The following is a 17241-nucleotide window of genomic DNA, read 5'->3' on the forward strand; positions in this document are numbered from 1 at the left end:
CGTCACGACAGGTCCAGTGGCCCGTTTTCGGCCACGGTCCGCAACTGGCCCAGTTCGACGCCACGGTCTGCGGCGGCCTCAATGCAGGCCGCCACATCCTTGCGCATAAAGGGTGCAACGACTTTGGCGAAGCTCTCCACACCACCGGCCGACTGCACGTACCCCGCGGCCCGGCTGCCGCCACTGCATTGCGACAGCGCCTCGAACAGGCTGGTGTCGCGCACTCCGAGGCTCTTGCCCAGCTCGACCGCGGCGGCGACCAGTTGCGCATTGGCGGCGAACAGCACGTTGTTGATCAGTTTGAGGTTGAGCGCGGTGCCCAGACTCCCGGTAGTGATCACCGGATCGGCATAGGAAGCCAGCACCGGCTGCGCGCGGGCGACCGCTTCGTCGGGGCCGCCGAGCAGCACGGTCAGCTTGCCGGCCTCGATGTCATGAGCGCCGCCGCTCACCGGAGCGTCCACCAGCACCGGGCCGTGCGGAAACTCCGCCGCCAATGTGGTCAAGGTGCTCACCGTCCCGGTGGTGTGGGACACCAGCACTGTGCTGGAGTCGGTATGGGCAAGCAGGCCGTCGGGGCCGGTGGCGACATCGAGCAGTTGGGCGTCGGAGAACAGACAGCTGATCACGACGCCGGCATTGCGGGCAGTCGCGGCGACCGACTCGACCGGCACGGCACCGGTGTCCGCGAGCCTCTGGCGCACCTCGGGCCGGCGCGCGTACACCTGCACGCGATAGCCGGCGGCGACCAGGCGCGCGACCATCGGTTCGCCCATCTTGCCGGCTCCCACGAACCCGACGACCTGGCCCGTTGCGCTCATTCTCGGCTCCTCAAGGCAGCTTTCGGCTATCCGGTAAGGGCAACCGTAGCATTGTCCGCACGCGCCGAATTAGTTACAGTCGTGCTTACTGTCGACTTTTCGGGTACACCAGAAGGCTGGCGAGGATGACCAACCCGCAGCGCAAGGTCGTGGTCGTGGGCGCGGGGTCTGGAATCGGCGCCGCCACCGCCGCGCACTTCTTCGAGCGCGGAGATTTCGTTCTCGCCGTCGACGTGCGCGCCCACCACACGCCGGCGTCGCAACACGCCTACTGCGACCTGCGGGATCCGACAGCCATCGCTGAGTTCGCCGCCGGAATCGGCGACGGCTGGGACCTACTGGCCCACGTCGCCGGCATACCGGGCACCGCATCGGCTGCCGATGTGCTGACGGTCAATTACCTGGGGATGCGCCTGATGACCGAGGGCCTGCTACCGCGGCTTCGTCGCGGCGGGTCGGTGGTCGCGGTGGCATCGACGGCGGCACTCGGGTGGGAGCAGCGCATCGGAGTGCTCAACGACCTACTCGAAGCGACGGACGCGCAGGCCGTCCTGCGCTGGCAGGCCGGCCAGGACCCGGCCTACCCGGTCTACAGCACCTCCAAGCAGGCGATGATCCTGTACGCCAAGCGGCGAGCCGCGACGGCCCACGCCGAGTACGGCGTACGGATCAACACGGTGAGCCCGGGCCCGGTCGAAACGCCGATCCTGCCCGACTTCGAGCAGTCGATGGGCAAACAGCTGCTCGACACCGTACGCGCCACCGTCGGCCGGCATGCCGGCGTCGACGACATCGTGCCGGTGATCGACTTCCTGGGTTCCCCCGCCGCCGGATGGATCACCGGCCAGGACGTTCTCGTCGACGGCGGGTTCATCACCTCGATCGCCGCCGGCACACCCATCACCGCGTAGGGCCAACGCCCCGAGAGGAAACCATGACACTGGATTCGTCACCGACCACACCGGTATCGCCGCACCCCTACCATCGCCTGGACATCTCCGAAACCGACTTTTGGGGCAAGGACTTCCGGACCCGGGACGAGACGTTCGCGACGCTGCGGGGCGAACCGGGGCTGACCTGGCACCGGCCCATAGACGCGGTGTTCCCCCACCAGGAGACCGGATACTGGGCGGCAACCCGGCATGCCGACGTCAAGTTCATCAGCCAGCATGAAGAGCTATTCTGTTCCAGCGAAGGCGTCAGCGTCGACCCGATGCCGGCCGAGATCCAGCGCAACATGACGTTCTTCCTGGCGATGGACCCACCCGACCACACTCGGTACCGCAAGCTCATCAGTTCGGGATTCACCCCGCGGCAGGTTCGGCGCATCGAGGATCAGATCAAGGCCAACTCCCGCAGCATCGTCGACGACCTGTTGACCCAGTTGCGCACCGGCGACCAGATCGACTTCGTCGCAAGCTGTTCCGGCCAACTACCGATGCGCACCGTCTCCGACATGATCGGCATCGACCCGGCCGACCAGCAGAAGGTGGCCTACGCCGCCGAATGCCTGTTCAGTGGCAGCGACGACGAGTACGCCTCACTGGAGGAGCGGGCCGTGCACGTCATGACGCAGCTGGGCGTGCTGGCCGGCTCCGGCGTCGAGCTGGCACAGCGCCGCCGCGTCGAACCGCACGATGACCTGATGACCGAGTTGGTCAATGCCGAAGTCGACGGCCACCGCCTCACCGATTCCGAGCTCGGCTCATTCATGGTGCTGCTGGGCTCTGCGGGCAACGACACCACCAAACAGGCCACCACGCACGCCTTCAAGGCCCTGGTCGAACATCCTGAGCAGCGCGCCTGGCTGTTGGCGGACTACGACAATCGGATCGGCGGGGCGGTCGAGGAGTTCGTGCGATGGGCGACACCGGTACTCGCCTTCGCCCGTCACGCGGTGGTGGACACCGAGGTCGCCGGGACCGAGGTCAAGGCCGGCGAGAAGGTGGCGCTGTACTACTGCTCGGCCAATCGCGACGAGTCGGTGTTCGACCGGCCGCATGAGTTCGACCTCACCCGCGCTACCAACCCGCACCTGGGCTTCGGCGGCGGCGGCGCGCACTACTGCCTGGGCACCCATGTCGCGAGGATGGAGCTGCGTCACCTGTTCTACGAGCTGCTCACCCGGCTGCCGGAAGTCAGGATCGGCGAGCCGGAGTACCTGCAGAGCACCTTCGTGCACGGCATCAAGCGGATGCCGATCAGCCTGGCCTGACGCTGGCGCAATACTCGCTTAGTCATTTACTGTAATCATTACAGTATGTAGATACACCCGACGGGAGATCAGCCGTGGAGAGTCAGGTTGACGACATCGCTGCCGCACTCGACAAGCCGGCCGACTACCTGAAGGACCCCTATCCGTACTTCCGGAGCAAGCGAGAAGGACTCGGGGTCTTCCCCGGAACGGTCATGGACTACTCCAAGACCCCAGCATCGCTTCGGCCCAAGACCCAATTCGCCGCGGTCTCTTTCGAGGCCGTGAATCAGGTCTTCCGCGAGGCTGATTCCTTCAACTCGCACATCTACGACGTCACCATCGGGCTGTTCATCGGACCGACGATCCTGGCGATGGAGGGCGAGCCGCACCGCAAGCATCGCAATCTGGTCTCGGCGGCCTTCAAAAGGAAATCACTGGTGCACTGGGAGCCGGAGGTGGTCCGGCCGGTCTGCAACGCCCTGATCGACGAGTTCATCGGCGGCGGTACCGCCGATCTGGTGTCCGGATTCACCTTCGAGTTCCCCACCCGGGTCATCGCCAAGCTGCTGGGCCTGCCCGAAGAGGACCTGCCCTGGTTCCGCCAGCGGGCGATCGAGCTGATCAGCTACACCGTCAACTACGAGCGGGCGTTTGCCGCTTCAGCGGAATTGAAGGACTACTTCCTGGCCCAGATGGCCAAACGCAAGTCCCAGCCGACCGAAGACATCATCGGCGACCTGGTCACCGCGGACGTCGATGGCGAAAAGCTCACCGACGAAGCGATCTTCTCGTTTCTACGCCTGCTGCTGCCGGCCGGCTTGGAGACCACCTACCGGGCCACCAGCAACCTGCTGTATCTGCTGCTCACCCATCCCGAACAGTTCGCGGCGGTGCGCGCCGACCACGATCTGATCGGCGCCGCGATCGAGGAGGGGCTGCGCTACGAGACGCCGCTGACCACGGTGCAGCGCACCGCCATCCGCGTCACCGAGGTGGCCGGCGTCGAAGTCCCCGCCGGCGCGGTCGTCGATGTCTGCATCGGTTCCGCCAACCGCGACGAGGCCCGGTGGGAGCGGCCGGAGGAATTCGACATCTTCCGCAAGTGGATTCCGCACATCACGTTCGCCGCAGGCGAGCACACCTGCATGGGCCTGCATCTGGCCCGCATGGAGATGCGGGTCGCGATGGAATGCCTGCTGGAACGCCTCGGCGAGATCACCCTGGTCACCGACGGTAATCCGCATATCTACGGGCAGCCGTTTCGCTCCCCGCGGTCGCTGCCGGTGACGTTCACCGCCCAGCGGGGCTGATGACTCACGCCCCCCGGGGCTTGCGGTAGCCGATCGTCTTGGTCTCCAAGTACTGCGCGAACCCCTCGATCCCGCACTGCCGGCCCCAGCCGCTGCTCTTGTAGCCGCCGAACGGCGCGTCGGCTCCGTAGTACATGCCGCCGTTGACGCCGACCGCGCCGGTCCGGATCCGGCGAGCCACAGCCAGTGCCCGCTCGTTCGATGCCGAAACCACGGCGCCGGCCAGCCCGTAGGCGCTGTCGTTGGCGATCCGCACCGCCTCGTCATCGTCGCCGAACGGCAGCATCACCAGCACCGGCCCGAACACCTCCTCCCTCGCGATGGCGGCGCCGTTGTCGACCCCCACGATCACCGTCGGCTGCACGTAGTGTCCGCCCGCCAGCTCATCCGGCAGGCCGTCGACTTCGCCTCCGCCGGTGGTGATCTCGGCCCCGTCACGGCGGGCCTGCGCGTAGGCGTCGAGTACCCGCTGCTTCTGCGCGGCGCTGATCAGCGGGCCGACCAGGGTTCGCGGCAGCGCCGGGTCGCCCACGGTGACGGCCGCGAAGGCCGCGGTGACCGCGGCAACCAACTCGTCGAACATACTGGCGTGCACCAGCATCCGGGTGGTGGCCGCGCAGGCCTGCCCAGCGTGCACGCACACCCCTACCGCACCGGGGATCACCTTGGCCGGGTCGGCATCATCCAGCACGATCAGCGCCGACTTTCCGCCCAGCTCCAGGAAGGTGCGCTTCATGGTGTCGGCGCCGTTGCGGGCCAGCAGCTTGCCGACCGTGGTCGATCCGGTGAAGGAGATCATGTCGACCCGAGGGTCGGTGCCCAGCAGTCCGGCAACCTCGTTGGACGGCGTGGGCACCACATTGACCACCCCGGCCGGGATGTCGGTGTGCTCGGCGACCAGGCGCCCCAACCGGGTGGCGTTCCACGGGGTGTTCGGGTCGGGCTTGAGCACCACGGTGTTGCCGGCCGCCAAGGCCGGCCCCAGCTTGTTGAGGATCACCTCGATGGGAAAGTTGGACGGCGTGATCGCCGCAACCACACCGACGGGCTCCTTGACGACGGTGCGGACGTTGCGGTCGCCGAACAGTCCCCCGCCGTCGAGTAGCCGCTCCCAGTCGAATTCGTCGATCAACCGTCCCGGGTAGCGCAGCCCATCTGCGAGCGGCCAATCCAGCTGCGCCAGTTGGGTCGTCATCACCGGGCAGCCCACTTCCGCGATCAGCTCAGTGCGCAGCTCTTCCTTCTCGACCTCCAGCGCCGACTGCAGTTGCGCCAGGCAGCGCTTGCGCAGTTCGCGGTTGGTCGACCAATCAGTGTCATCGAACGCGCGCCGGGCCGCACCGATCGCCTGCCGCATGTCGCTGCGATCGGCGGCCGCGGTAGTCCCCAACAGCCGTCCGGTGGCCGGGCTGAGGTTGTCGAACTCCGCACCCGACGCCGCTGCCACCAGTTTGCCGTCGATCAGCAGGCGCGACTCGGCCGCGGCCGCAGCCAGTTCGCCGATCTCAACGCTGCTGGTCTGCCGTCCGATGTCGCTCACCTCGCCCCTTTCGGATGCCCAACCGTAACCATTACAGTAGAATACTTCAATTGGTTCTCGAGGGGTTCACACGGCGGCAGGAGCGCGCTGAGTTGATCAAAGTCATGGACGGCTTCCGGGTGCTGGAAGTCGCGCAGTTCACCTTCGTACCCGCGGCCGGCGCGATCCTTGCCGACTGGGGCGCCGACGTGATCAAGGTCGAGCACCCGGTGCGTGGTGACGCCCAGCGCGGGTTCATCCGGATGGGCGGTTTCGAGCTCAACCCCGACCGGCATCCGCTGATCGAGCACCCCAATCGGGGCAAGCGCAGCGTCGGCATCGACGTATCGACTTCCGGTGGGCAGCAGGTCCTTTACGAACTGGCAGCAACGGCGGACGTGTTCTTGACGAACTATCTGCCGCGCGCGCGGCAGAAGAACAAGTTCGACGTCGAGCACATCCGCGCCGCGAATCCCAACATCGTCTACGCCCGCGGCAGTGCCTACGGCGACAAGGGGCCCGAACGCGACATCGGCGGCTTCGACGGCACCGCGTTCTGGACCCGCAGCGGGGTAGGCCACGCGCTGAGTCCCGAGGAACTCGGGGCGCCGCTGTCCCAGGGCATCCCCGCGTTCGGCGACTCAATCGGCGGGATGAACATCGCCGGCGGGATCGCCGCCGCGCTGCTACACCGCGAACGCACCGGCGAGGCGCTTGAGGTCGACGTGTCATTGCTGTCCACCGCATGGTGGGCGGCCGGAGCCAGCGTGACGCAGGGCATGGACACCGGCGAGGCGATGCGGGCGATGATGCCCGAATCCGGCGGTTCAGCGAGACTCGACGAAGGAGAGGCGAAGCTGGGACCGCCGCACAAATCGAGTGGCTCACCGGCGAACCCGTTCCTGGGCAACTACACGACCTCCGACGGCGGCACCATCAACCTGTGCATCGTCAGCCCGACCGGCTACATCCGAGACACCTTTGAGCATCTGGGGATTCCCGAGGCCGCCGACGACCCGCGCTTCGCCGAGGTCCTGCCGCTGATGCAGAACGCCGAAGCGGCCGGCGCACTGATCGTCGCCGCGATCGGCGCCAAGCCCTTCGAATACTGGCGCCAACACCTCAAGACCATGAAGGGTCAGTGGGCGCCGTTCCAAAGCCTGGTCGACCTGGGCTCCGACGAGCAGGCCATCGCCAACGACATGATCGCCGAGGTCGAACCCGGTGACGGCGGACCGCCGTTCAAGGTGGTCCGCGGCCCGGTTCAGTTCAACCACGAGCCGCTGGAGACCACGCGTGCTCCACAGGCCTCCGAGCACACCGAGATCGTGCTGATGGAGCTCGGGATGGATTGGGACCGTATCGAAAAGCTCAAAGAATCGGGCGATATCGCCTAACCATCGTTGAGTCTGCGGCCACGGTGCTGCCTACTCGACCTTTTCCGCCACCAACGCAGAGTCAACGGAGGACCGATGCAGAAAGCTCTAGCACCCGATATTTCGACATGGCCGGAGGCGAACCCGCAGCTGATCGGCAACCGATGCGGCGCCTGTGACGCCACGGTGTTCCCGGCCCAGCCGCACTGTCCTAGCTGCAGCGGCGATCAGATGAGCCAGGAGCTGCTGCCGCGGGCCGGCACCCTGGTGGCCTGGACCACCCAGGGCTTTCCACCCGGGGCACCGTATCTGGGCCCGACCGGTAACGATTTCGTGCCGTTCGGTGTCGGGCTGGTGCAGCTCGGCGACGTCATCCGGGTCGAAGGGCGCCTCACCGAGAACGACCCCGACAAGCTGGAGTTCGGGATGCCGGTGGAGTTGGTCATGGTGCCGTTCACCTCCGATGCCGACGGCACCGAGGTCATCACCTTCGCCTTTCGGCCGGTATCGGAGACCGCGATCCCATGACTCATGACGTAGCGATCATCGGTGTCGGCCTGCACCCGTTCGGCCGATTCGAGGGCAAGTCCGCGATGGCGATGGGGGTCGAGGCGATCTTCGCCGCCGTGGCCGACGCCGGCGTGGACTGGAAAGACATCGGGGCCGCGACCGGTGGCAGCTGGACGGTGGCCAACCCGGACGCCATCGTCGGGATGGTCGGGCTGTCGGGCATCCCGTTCACCAACGTGTTCAACGCGTGCGCCACCGCGGCCAGCGCAGCCAAGGTCTGCGCGGACGGCATCCGGCTGGGCGACTACGACATCGGCATCGCCGTCGGCCTGGACAAACACCCGCGCGGCGCGTTCACCGAAGACCCGGCCCTGGTGGGGATGCCGCGCTGGTACGCCGAGAACGGCCAATACCTGACCACCCAGTTCTTCGGCATGAAGGCCAATCGCTACCTACACGATCACGGCATCTCCCAGCAGACGTTGGCCAAGGTCGCGGCGAAGAACTTCCGCAACGGCGTGCTGAACCCGAATGCGTTCCGGCGTAAGCCGATCTCCGAGGAGGAGATCCTGGGCTCGGCGATGCTGAACTATCCGCTGACCCAGTACATGTTCTGCGCACCGGATGAGGGCGCGGCGGCGGTGGTGATGTGCCGCGCCGACATCGCGCACCGCTATACCGACAAGCCGGTGTACCTGCGCGCGGTGGAGGTCCGCACGCGGCGCTACGGCGCCTACGAGGTGAACACCACCTTCGCTCCGGTGACCGAAGACGTGGCACCCACGGTGTACGCCGCCCGCGCCGCCTTCGAAAAGGCCGGTGTCGCACCCGAAGATGTCGACGTCATCCAGTTGCAGGACACCGACGCCGGCGCCGAGATCATCCATATGGCCGAGTGCGGCTTCTGCGCCGACGGCGACCAGGAGAAGCTGCTGGCCGACGGCGCGACCGAGATCACCGGGTCACTGCCGATCAACACCGACGGCGGGCTGATCGCCAACGGTGAGCCGATCGGCGCGTCAGGACTGCGCCAGATCCACGAGCTGGTCCGCCAGCTGCGCGGCGAAGCCGGTGACCGTCAGGTGCCCGGGGGCCCGAAGGTGGGATTCGCTCAGCTCTACGGCGCGCCGGGCACCGCCGCGGCAACCATCCTGACCACCTAGCGACCGGGAGCAATCATGAGCCAGTTCCGTGACGCGCCGATCTTCGATGCCGACCAACACATGTACGAAACCCCCGAGGCACTGACCAAGTACCTGCCGGAGAAGTACTCGCGGGCGGTGCAATTCGCCCAGATCGGCCACCAGACCCGGATCATCATCAACGGCAAGGTCAGCGACTTCATCCCCAATCCCACCTTCGAGCGGGTCGCCCCGCCGGGTGCACACGAGAAGTTCTTCGCCGGGGAGAACACCGAGGGACTGACCCTGCGCGAGATGCAGGGCAGGGCGATCGAGGCGCCGTCGGCAACCCGCAACCCCGCGGACCGGGTCGCCGAGTTGGACCGCCAGGGCGTCACCGAAGCGTTGAACTACCCCACGTTGGCCAGCCTGGTCGAGCATTCCAGCGCCGACGACCCGGAGCTCACGCTGGCCATCATTCACGCGCTGAACCAGTGGATGGCCGAGCACTGGTCCTACGACTACGACGGCCGGGTGTTCTCCACGCCGATCATCAATCTGTCCGAGGTCGAGGGCGCCCAGCGGGAACTGGAGTACATCCTGGACCAGGGCGCAGCGGTAGCGCTCGTCAAACCTGGCCCGGTCAACGGCATCCGCGGTTGGCGCTCTCCGGCGCTGCCGGAGTTCGACCCGTTCTGGCGTGACGTGCAGGCCGCCGGTCTGCCCATCGTGCTGCACGCCAGCTTCCCGCCGCTCGACGACTACGTTGGCCGGTGGGAGCCGCCGTACACGCAGAACTTCATGACGCAAAGCGCCTTCCGCTGGATGGTGCTGGGGCACCGCGAGATCGCCGACATGATCACCGCGCTGATCTGCCACGGCACCCTGACCCGCTTCCCCAAGCTGCGCATCGCCAGCGTGGAGAACGGCAGCTCCTGGATCGGGCCGCTGTTTCACGACTTCGGCGACCTCTACAAGAAGATGCCGCAGAACTTCCCGGAGCATCCGCACGAGGTGTTCCGGCGCAACATCTGGGTCAGCCCGTTCTGGGAGGGCGCCGTCTCCGACGTGGTGGACACCGTCGGCTGGGACAAGGTGCTGTTCGGATCGGACTATCCGCATCCCGAGGGACTGGCCGAGCCGAAGGGATTCTGGAAATACGCCGAGGGGATGGACGTTCGGCGCACCTATGACTTCATGGGCGACAACGCCCGCCGGTTCATGGGGCGCCCCATCGCGAACCCGGATCCGGCGGCACTCAAGCCACCGGCGCTCGCCGACGCCTGACGTTGACTCTGCGGTCAGGGCCGCGACACACCGCATTTCGCCGCCCTGACCGCAGAGTCAACGCGGTGTCACTTCGGTGCGAAGCGCTGGCCGGCATCCAGGCGGATGCACTGGCCGTTGAGCATCGGATTCTCGACGATGGCGGCCGCCAGCTTGGCGTACTCCTCGGGCCGGCCCAGCCGCTTCGGGAACGCCGCATCCTTGGTCAGCACGGCCGCGAACTCGTCGGGGATGCCCTCGGTGAGGCCGGTGGCGAACAGGCTGGGAGCGATCGCCAGCACCCGGACGCCGACGCTGCCCAGATCGCGGGCCATCGTCAGGCACATTCCGGCGATCGCGGCCTTGGATGCCGTGTAGGCCACCTGCCCGATCTGGCCTTCGAACGCCGCGATCGAGGACGTATTGATGATCACGCCGCGCTCGTCGTCTTCGGGCTCATTGGTGCTCATGTGCCAGGCAGCGAGCCGGCTGACGTTGAAGGTCCCGACGACATTGAGATCCTGGGTACTGCGAAAGGCCTCCAGGTCGTGCGGTCCGTCCCGTTTGATCGTTCGTTGCCCGATACCGCCACCCGCTGTGGTGACGGCAATGTGTAGCCCGCCCAACGCCTCGACCGCTTCGTTCAACACCCGCTCGGTGCCGGCGAAATCGGTGACGTCAGCTTCGAAGAACTGCCCGCCGATCGACTCGGCCACTTCCTTACCTTTGGACTGCGGCCGATCCAAGACCGCTACTTGGGCCCCGCGTTTGGCCAACAGCTCCGCTGTCGCCTTACCGAACCCCGATGCGCCACCAACGATGATCGCGCGCTTGTTCTCGATCTCCACGAACACTCCCCTTGCTTGGACACGACGATCCGGGATCCGCCCCGGCGCCTATACTATAGCTATTCCCGTAATGCATTCAGTATGGCGTAGAAGGGTCACGACGATCGAGCTGGGCCGCCGCGGCAGGCAGTCAGGTGATGAACCGGCCGGCGACTGCGGCCAGCACGGCGCGAACCCGCGGCGAGAGATAGACCGCGAACACCCCGTTGAAGATGTCCTCGCGCAACCGGGTCAGCGTCGAGGTCTTGATCCGCCAGCCGCCGTCGACCTTTTCGTAGGTCTCGGTGTAATGCCCGTAGCCGCGCAGGTTGACGCCGGGGCCGAAGCGCACCACGTCTTCCAGCGCCCACACCCCGTGCGCCGTGGTCGGCGAGTCCAGCTCGATGTCGGGCGCGTGGACCTGGTGGACAGTGGGCTCATCACGCAGGCTTTTTCGGGTGAAAGCCACGAATTCGTCGGCGCCAGTGATGACTTTGCCACCCGCACGCGACGTATCGCTGACGAAATCATCGGTGAACAGCGCGCGCCAGGCAGCCCAGTCTTTGGTGTCCAGATACCGGCAGTAGCGGGACTTGAGGCGTTTGATCGCCTCGATCTGCGCCGCGGCGTCGTCAGCCACGATCCGTCGCCGGTTCGTAGCGCAGCATCGTGACATCGTGTTCGGGGTAGTCACAGAACACCGGCTGCACCCGCATTCCGACCGCCAGATCGGCGGGATCGGTGTTGACCAGTTCGGTGGAGAACCGCGGGCCCTCATCCCATTCGACGATCGCCAGCAGCTGAGGGACGGCGTCCGTGAAGTGCGGCCCGACCGGGCGGCGGGCCACCGTGAAGGAGTACAGCGTGCCCATTCCGGAGATCTCGCGCCATTCCAGGTCATCGGCCAGCGTGCGCGGAGCGCGGACTCGCGGATAGAACACGTAGCTCTCGGTCGACGGTGAGTACTGGATGACGATGCGGTGCTGCGCCAGCGCATCCCAGAACGGAGCGGTGGTGGGCGTCTTGACCGGCATCGGCCGTTCGAAAGTGATCATCTGCGGTCTAGTCCCCTTCCAGGATGAGCGTCGTCTGTTCCGACAGGATCCCGCCGTTGCCCGAGACGAAGGCCCGGTTGCAGTCGGCCACCTGCGAGGCCCCGGCCCGGCCCATGATCTGACGGGTGGCGTCGCAGACGTGGTGCATGCCACCGGCCAGGCCGGCCTGCCCGAATCCAAGCTGGCCGCCCGCTGTGTTGAGCGGGAAGTCGCCGCGGAAGGTCAGGTCGTGATCGGTGAGGAACTGCATGCCTTTGCCCTTCTCGCAGAACCCGGCATCCTCCAGCGACAGCAGCACAGTGATCGTGTAACAGTCGTAGATGGAGACCATGTCCATGTCCGCGCGAGTCAGATCGGTCATGGCGAATGCGGTGTCGGCGGCCTCGCGGATCGGAGTCGCCAGCAGGTCTGCGGCGTACGTCGGAGTCTTGAACGGCACGTGCTCGCCGAATCCCTTGATCCACACCGGGCGGTTGCGGGCCCGCTTGGCGAACTCGGCACCGGCGATCACCACCGCGGCGCCGCCCACGCAGGGCATCACGATCTCGAGCATGTGCAGCGGATCGGCGATCACCGGGCTGGCCAGGACGTCCTCGACGCTCAGCGGGGTGTCCCGCCAGATCGCGCCGTCGGTGTGATTGGCATTGACACGCTGGTCGACGACCAGTTTGGCCATCGCCCGTTCGTCGTAGCCGTAGACGGCGCCATAGCGGGTGGCGACCTGACCGTAGGGACCGTTCTGACCGAGGTTGCCGTAGGGAATCTCGAACTCGGCTTGCGGAGAACCGTATTGGTTGCTCGATGAGCCGAAGAACATGGCGTCGACCAGCGGTTTGGGTTTGCGTTCCGACATCGGGGTGATGTAGCGGGCCGGCAGCGCGCACAGCACTACGTCACAGATGCCGAGTTCGATCGCCGCCGCGGCCCGCCAGACCATGGCCGCCGCACTGGCCCCGCCCAGATCCACGATCTCGGCGAATCGCGCTGGGACCCCTAGGTATTCGGCGATCGTGGAGGGCACGAAGATCTCGGATTCGCCCAGATGCGAGGTGACTATGCCGTTGACGAGTTCGCCCGAAAGGCCCGAGTCGGCCAGCGCCGCGGCGCTCAACTCGGCCCACTGCTCCAGGGTGAACGGGGCAGGGGTGGCTTTGTTCATCCGTTCCGGCGGCAGCTCGACATAGCCGACGATCGCGGCGTCTCCACGTAGTCCCATGCGGGTGTCCTTCATCTCATTTGCGGGGCAGGCCGAGAATCATCTGCGCGATGATGTTCAGCTGAATTTCCTTGGTGCCGCCGCCGATCAGCTCGGCCGGCGACAACAGATACGGCTCGACGACGGCCGGGTCGGAATCGGCGACCATCGCCAGTCGGCCGACGGTGGCCAATGTCGCGTGGAAGGTGCGGCGCAGCAGAACGTTCATCGCCACTTTTGCGATGCTCGACGACGCCCCGAATCCCTCGCCATCGAGCAGCCTGATGGTCTCGCGTACCCCGAGCGCCCTGATCGCATTGGCGTAGGCGTCGAGTTCGCCGAGTGCGCGCAGCGCGTCGTCGCGTGATCGGCCCGGGACCGCGGCGATGGATCGCAGCGCGGCGGCTCGGTCATTCTCGACGTAGCCGCTGATGGCAGTGCGCTCCTCGGCCATGGTGGCGATCGCCAGCTGCCAACCCTCGGTGGGCTCCCCGAGCAGCATCTCGTCGGGAACGAAGACGTCGGCGAGGAACACCTCGTTGAATTCGGCCGCCCCGGTGGCCATCACGATCGGCTGGATCTCGATACCGGCGGAGCGCATGTCCACGATGAAATAGCCGATACCGCGGTGTTTGGCCGCCGCGGGGTCGGTCCGGGCGAGCAGTGCGCCGTAGTCGGCACGCTGTGCGGCCGACGTCCAGATCTTGTGGCCGTTGATGCGCCATCCGCCGTCGACCTTGACCGCGCGGGTGGTGAGCGACGCCAGGTCAGAGCCGGCCCCGGGCTCGGAGAACAGCTGGCACCAGGCGAGCTCGCCGCGCTGAGTCGGGGGAATCAGCCTCTGCTGCAGGGCATCCGGCGCGGCGCGTACCAACGACGGCAGGATCCATTCGGCGATGCCCAGCGAGGGCCGGACCAGCCCGGGCCGCTTGGCGAACTCCTCGATGATGATCAACTGCTGCAACGGGGAGGCATCCCGGCCCCACGGTGCGGGCCACTGCGGGGCGATCAGCCCAGCGTCGGCGATCAGCGTCCGCTGCGGGCCCGTCTCGAAGTGCGGGTAGTGGCCCTGGCGTCCCGGACCATCGTTGTCCAGCACTTGGGCAGCGTCAAGAGTCGCGGCGACACCCGCCCGGAACTCGGCTTCGGCGCCGCCGAGGTCCACGGTGAAGTCTCGCTGCTGCGCGACGGTCAGCTCGCCGAGCCGGCGCGCCCAGTCGGTGGCCGCGCCGATCGAAGCCGCGATGCTGGTGGCGCGGCGCCAATACAGGTGCAGGTCGTGCTCCCAGGTGAACCCGATGGCACCGAACATCGTCAAGGTGTCGAATACGGTGTCCGGGCATGGCGTGACTGCCGTCAATGCCGCGGTGGCAGCGGCAATGCGCTGCTGATCGACCGTGTCGGCGACGGCTCGCAGCGCGTCCCAGGCAGCGGCGCAGGCCAATTCGGCGTTGACCAGCAACATCGCCGCCTGGTGTTGCAATGCCTGGAATGTGCCGATGCGGACGCCGAACTGTTCCCGGGTGTGCAGATGCGCGGTGGCCGCCTCGACGCACCACCCGGCGATGCCGGCGCACACCGCTGCGGCGAGACCGACGGCGAGGTACTCCGCGCGCTGGGTGTCGATCCCGGTCAGGACGTCGTCGGCGCTCGCCCGGTGATCAGTCAGGGTGATCGTGGCCAGGTCGGTGAGCAGGTCGGTGCCGGCCACCGGCCGGATCGCCGCCCGGGCTGTGTCGACGACGGCCCAGAGGTCGGTTCCCTCCTCGCCGCGGGCGCAGACCAGTGCGAGACGGGCCGAGCGGGCCCCCGAGATCACCTCGGAGGCACCACTGATCAGCCAGCCGTCGTCGGCTCGTCGCGCGGTGAAGTCCGACTGCCCGGCAAGTACGACGGCTGCCGGCGCGCCGGCGGCAAGTGCACGCAGATAGTCCTCCTGCGCCGGCGTGGCCTCGGCGAGCAGCCCGACCGCGCCCGCGGTCACCGTCGGAAGCAACGGACCCGGCAGAGACACCGTTCCCGCGGCCTCCAGGACAGCGGCGACGTCGAGCAGCCCGCCGCCCTGCCCGCCGAACTGTTCGGGCAGGTGGATCGCGTGAAACCCGTTGGCGACCAGGTCATCCCACCAGGGTGGCAACTCCCCGTCCGCCAGTGCATCGAAGGCCTTACGGGTATCGGTCATCGGCGCGTGCCGGGCGGCGAACTGCCGCAGCGACTCGCCGAGCTGGCGTTGTTCGGCGCTGAGCGTCACGCTCACGAGCTCTCCTCATGTTCTCCACGTGCAGTCCACTGGGATTGGATACGCGCAGCGGTCTCGCGCACAGCCGCACCGAGATCGGCGACCTCCGCGGCGGTCAAGGCTGCGAACGGGGCGACCCCCACCGACATCGTGACCGTCCCGTCGATGTCGCGAACCGGAGCCGAGACACTGGCGATCGGATGCCGCTCGATGCCGCCGAGTTCGTCGGGCAGGTAGTCGACCTCGGTGAGATCGGCGAAGGCCGTCGCCAGTCGCGCGGTGATCTCGTCGGGCTCGCCGTCGGCCGCCAGCGCCTGCAGCGCCGAGTACACCCGGACGTACTCACGGCTCATCCGGTCGATCGCGTAACCGCGCCGGCCGACCTCGTCGAGCACCGCGGCCAGCCGGCGCCGCAGCCGCGGCGACGGTGCGCCCAGCCCACCGAGCCATTCCTTCTTGACGTTCTCGCCCACCCCGGCAATGAACTCGCGCCCGAACGGGGCAACCAGCGGCATCCGGAATCCGGCGCCCAACTGCAGCCCGGCGATCGACTCCCCGACCGAATCGGTCACCACCACCGTCGCACCCTGGCGGACGCCGAGGATCACCAGTCGGCCGACCGCGTCGAAAAGCCGCTGCAACTCGGGCCGGAACGCCTGCCGGTTGACCGGGCGGGCCAGCGCGGCCAGGGCCGGACCCCAGGAATACCCGGCCGACTGGCGGTCCCGCACCAGCCACTGCCGGCCCGCCAGGGTGGCAAGAATCGCGTGGCAGGTGCCGTGACTGATGCCCAGAGTCTGCGAGATCTCCGAGAGCGAGAAATGCCGTTCCGGGTCGGCGGCCAGCAGCTCCAGGATCCGCATCACCCGCTCGGTCGGCGGCGACGAGACCGGGCGCGCCGTGCCGTCCCCGTCCATCGTCGCCGTCATACTTTCGAAAGTTACGTCGAATAGTCGACGTGCGCAAATCTGGGCGGACCTCAGCCGGCGGCCGCCACCCGCACTCGCTCCCGCATCGAAGCCACCACACCGCCGTCGTTGAGGATGTCGGTGCCGGTCAGATAACCCGCCTTGGCGCTGACGCAGAACGCCAGCAGTTCAGCCATCTCCTCGGGCGTCCCCCAACGCGGGACCGCCGCGTCGGCGACCATCGCCCCCGCACCGGCCCGCTCCTCCAACCGGCCCATCTCGGTGTCCACCGAACCCGGAGAGACCGAGACGATGCGCAATCCTCGGCCGTTGAACCGTTCGGCCTGCGAGCTGGAGTACCAGCGCACGAACGCCTTGCTCACCGCGTAGGCGAAACCCGAACGCACATCCGGCGGCATCGGCTCGCACACCGCCGCCATGGCCTGCGTGAAGCCGTGGACATCCTGCAGCGCCAAAGGAAACTGACCGGTCGGGATCACCTCGTCGGGCAACAGGTGCGCGGCCATCGACGCCACGTTGACGATCGCAGCGCCCTCGGGTGCCGCACGAAAGAAGGTCTCGTTGACGTTGACGGTGCCCACGGCATTGGTCCGCATGACGTAGTCGGCATCCCCCATGCTCGGGCTGACTCCGGCGGTGTGGATCACCGAGGTGACGGGCCCGATGCCGGCCGCGGTATCGAACAGCGCGGTGACCGCGTCGCGGTCGGTGACGTCACAGTTGACGGTCGTGATGTCGAGGCCGTTCAAGGCGGCCCCCGCGCCGTCCAGCCGGTCTTGGCGGACATCGCAGAGCACGACCGGCTGCCCGCGACCGACGATCTTCGCGGTGGCCAGCCCCATCCCGCCGGCGCCGCCGGTGATCACCGAGACCATC

At 67.2% G+C, this 17241-nt stretch carries 16 protein-coding genes; 7 read left to right on the top strand and 9 right to left on the bottom strand.

Annotated features, from left to right (window positions below; genetic code table 11):
* Positions 1–2 precede the first annotated feature (2 nt).
* On the bottom strand, positions 3–821 hold the full coding sequence (locus ACKY0W_RS17800; protein ID WP_409435144.1) for an NAD(P)-dependent oxidoreductase: 819 nt from the start codon (positions 819–821) through the stop codon (positions 3–5).
* 125 nt (positions 822–946) lie between these two features.
* Here ACKY0W_RS17800 and ACKY0W_RS17805 point away from each other — a divergent pair, with 125 nt between their 5' ends.
* The 3 genes from ACKY0W_RS17805 to ACKY0W_RS17815 all read left to right on the top strand — a co-directional run bounded on the left by ACKY0W_RS17805 (position 947) and on the right by ACKY0W_RS17815 (position 4328).
* A complete protein-coding gene (locus tag ACKY0W_RS17805) occupies positions 947–1732 on the top strand; it encodes an SDR family oxidoreductase (RefSeq protein ID WP_409435145.1) in 786 nt (261 codons plus the stop codon).
* A 23-nt stretch (positions 1733–1755) separates the two neighbouring features.
* The gene (locus tag ACKY0W_RS17810; RefSeq protein WP_409435146.1) at positions 1756–3036 is read left to right on the top strand and encodes a cytochrome P450; all 1281 of its coding nucleotides are present in this window, start codon (positions 1756–1758) and stop codon (positions 3034–3036) included.
* A gap of 74 nt (positions 3037–3110) precedes the next feature.
* Positions 3111–4328: a cytochrome P450 gene (locus tag ACKY0W_RS17815; protein ID WP_409435147.1), complete on the top strand. Its 1218-nt coding sequence runs from the start codon at positions 3111–3113 to the stop codon at positions 4326–4328.
* 4 nt (positions 4329–4332) lie between these two features.
* On the opposite strand, the gene ACKY0W_RS17820 is transcribed toward ACKY0W_RS17815, so the two are convergent.
* The gene (locus ACKY0W_RS17820; RefSeq protein ID WP_409435148.1) at positions 4333–5868 is read right to left on the bottom strand and encodes an aldehyde dehydrogenase family protein; all 1536 of its coding nucleotides are present in this window, start codon (positions 5866–5868) and stop codon (positions 4333–4335) included.
* A gap of 104 nt (positions 5869–5972) precedes the next feature.
* Here ACKY0W_RS17820 and ACKY0W_RS17825 point away from each other — a divergent pair, with 104 nt between their 5' ends.
* The 4 genes from ACKY0W_RS17825 to ACKY0W_RS17840 all read left to right on the top strand — a co-directional run bounded on the left by ACKY0W_RS17825 (position 5973) and on the right by ACKY0W_RS17840 (position 10141).
* Positions 5973–7244 (top strand): CaiB/BaiF CoA transferase family protein, encoded by a 1272-nt coding sequence (locus ACKY0W_RS17825; protein ID WP_409437837.1) that lies wholly within the window; start codon positions 5973–5975, stop codon positions 7242–7244.
* A gap of 75 nt (positions 7245–7319) precedes the next feature.
* On the top strand, positions 7320–7751 hold the full coding sequence (locus tag ACKY0W_RS17830) for a Zn-ribbon domain-containing OB-fold protein (protein WP_409435149.1): 432 nt from the start codon (positions 7320–7322) through the stop codon (positions 7749–7751).
* Complete coding sequence (locus tag ACKY0W_RS17835) at positions 7748–8896, top strand: thiolase family protein (RefSeq protein WP_409435150.1); 1149 nt, start codon at positions 7748–7750, stop codon at positions 8894–8896. Before ACKY0W_RS17830 ends, ACKY0W_RS17835 begins: the two co-directional genes overlap by 4 nt.
* Positions 8897–8911: 15 nt before the next feature.
* The gene (locus ACKY0W_RS17840) at positions 8912–10141 is read left to right on the top strand and encodes an amidohydrolase family protein (protein ID WP_409435151.1); all 1230 of its coding nucleotides are present in this window, start codon (positions 8912–8914) and stop codon (positions 10139–10141) included.
* A 68-nt stretch (positions 10142–10209) separates the two neighbouring features.
* Here the strand turns inward: ACKY0W_RS17840 and ACKY0W_RS17845 are convergent, their stop codons facing one another.
* From ACKY0W_RS17845 to ACKY0W_RS17875, 7 genes are all read right to left on the bottom strand, one after another.
* Positions 10210–10968, bottom strand: coding sequence for an SDR family NAD(P)-dependent oxidoreductase (locus ACKY0W_RS17845; RefSeq protein ID WP_409435152.1), 759 nt, complete (start codon positions 10966–10968; stop codon positions 10210–10212).
* Between the two features lie 130 nt (positions 10969–11098).
* Positions 11099–11623, bottom strand: coding sequence for a nuclear transport factor 2 family protein (locus ACKY0W_RS17850; protein WP_409435153.1), 525 nt, complete (start codon positions 11621–11623; stop codon positions 11099–11101).
* Complete coding sequence (locus tag ACKY0W_RS17855) at positions 11580–12002, bottom strand: Zn-ribbon domain-containing OB-fold protein (RefSeq protein ID WP_409435154.1); 423 nt, start codon at positions 12000–12002, stop codon at positions 11580–11582. Before ACKY0W_RS17855 ends, ACKY0W_RS17850 begins: the two co-directional genes overlap by 44 nt.
* Before the next feature lie 7 nt (positions 12003–12009).
* Positions 12010–13218 carry a thiolase family protein gene (locus ACKY0W_RS17860; RefSeq protein ID WP_409435155.1) on the bottom strand — a complete coding sequence of 403 codons (1209 nt, stop codon included), beginning with the start codon at positions 13216–13218 and terminating at the stop codon, positions 12010–12012.
* A gap of 16 nt (positions 13219–13234) precedes the next feature.
* Positions 13235–15454 (bottom strand): acyl-CoA dehydrogenase, encoded by a 2220-nt coding sequence (locus tag ACKY0W_RS17865; protein WP_409435156.1) that lies wholly within the window; start codon positions 15452–15454, stop codon positions 13235–13237.
* A complete protein-coding gene (locus ACKY0W_RS17870) occupies positions 15451–16365 on the bottom strand; it encodes an IclR family transcriptional regulator (RefSeq protein WP_409435157.1) in 915 nt (304 codons plus the stop codon). Before ACKY0W_RS17870 ends, ACKY0W_RS17865 begins: the two co-directional genes overlap by 4 nt.
* Before the next feature lie 50 nt (positions 16366–16415).
* Positions 16416–17240: an SDR family oxidoreductase gene (locus ACKY0W_RS17875; RefSeq protein WP_409435158.1), complete on the bottom strand. Its 825-nt coding sequence runs from the start codon at positions 17238–17240 to the stop codon at positions 16416–16418.
* Position 17241 lies beyond the last annotated feature (1 nt).

Source organism: Mycobacterium sp. SMC-14 (genome assembly GCF_046250075.1).
In the GTDB taxonomy this organism is placed as follows: Bacteria; Actinomycetota; Actinomycetes; order Mycobacteriales; family Mycobacteriaceae; genus Mycobacterium.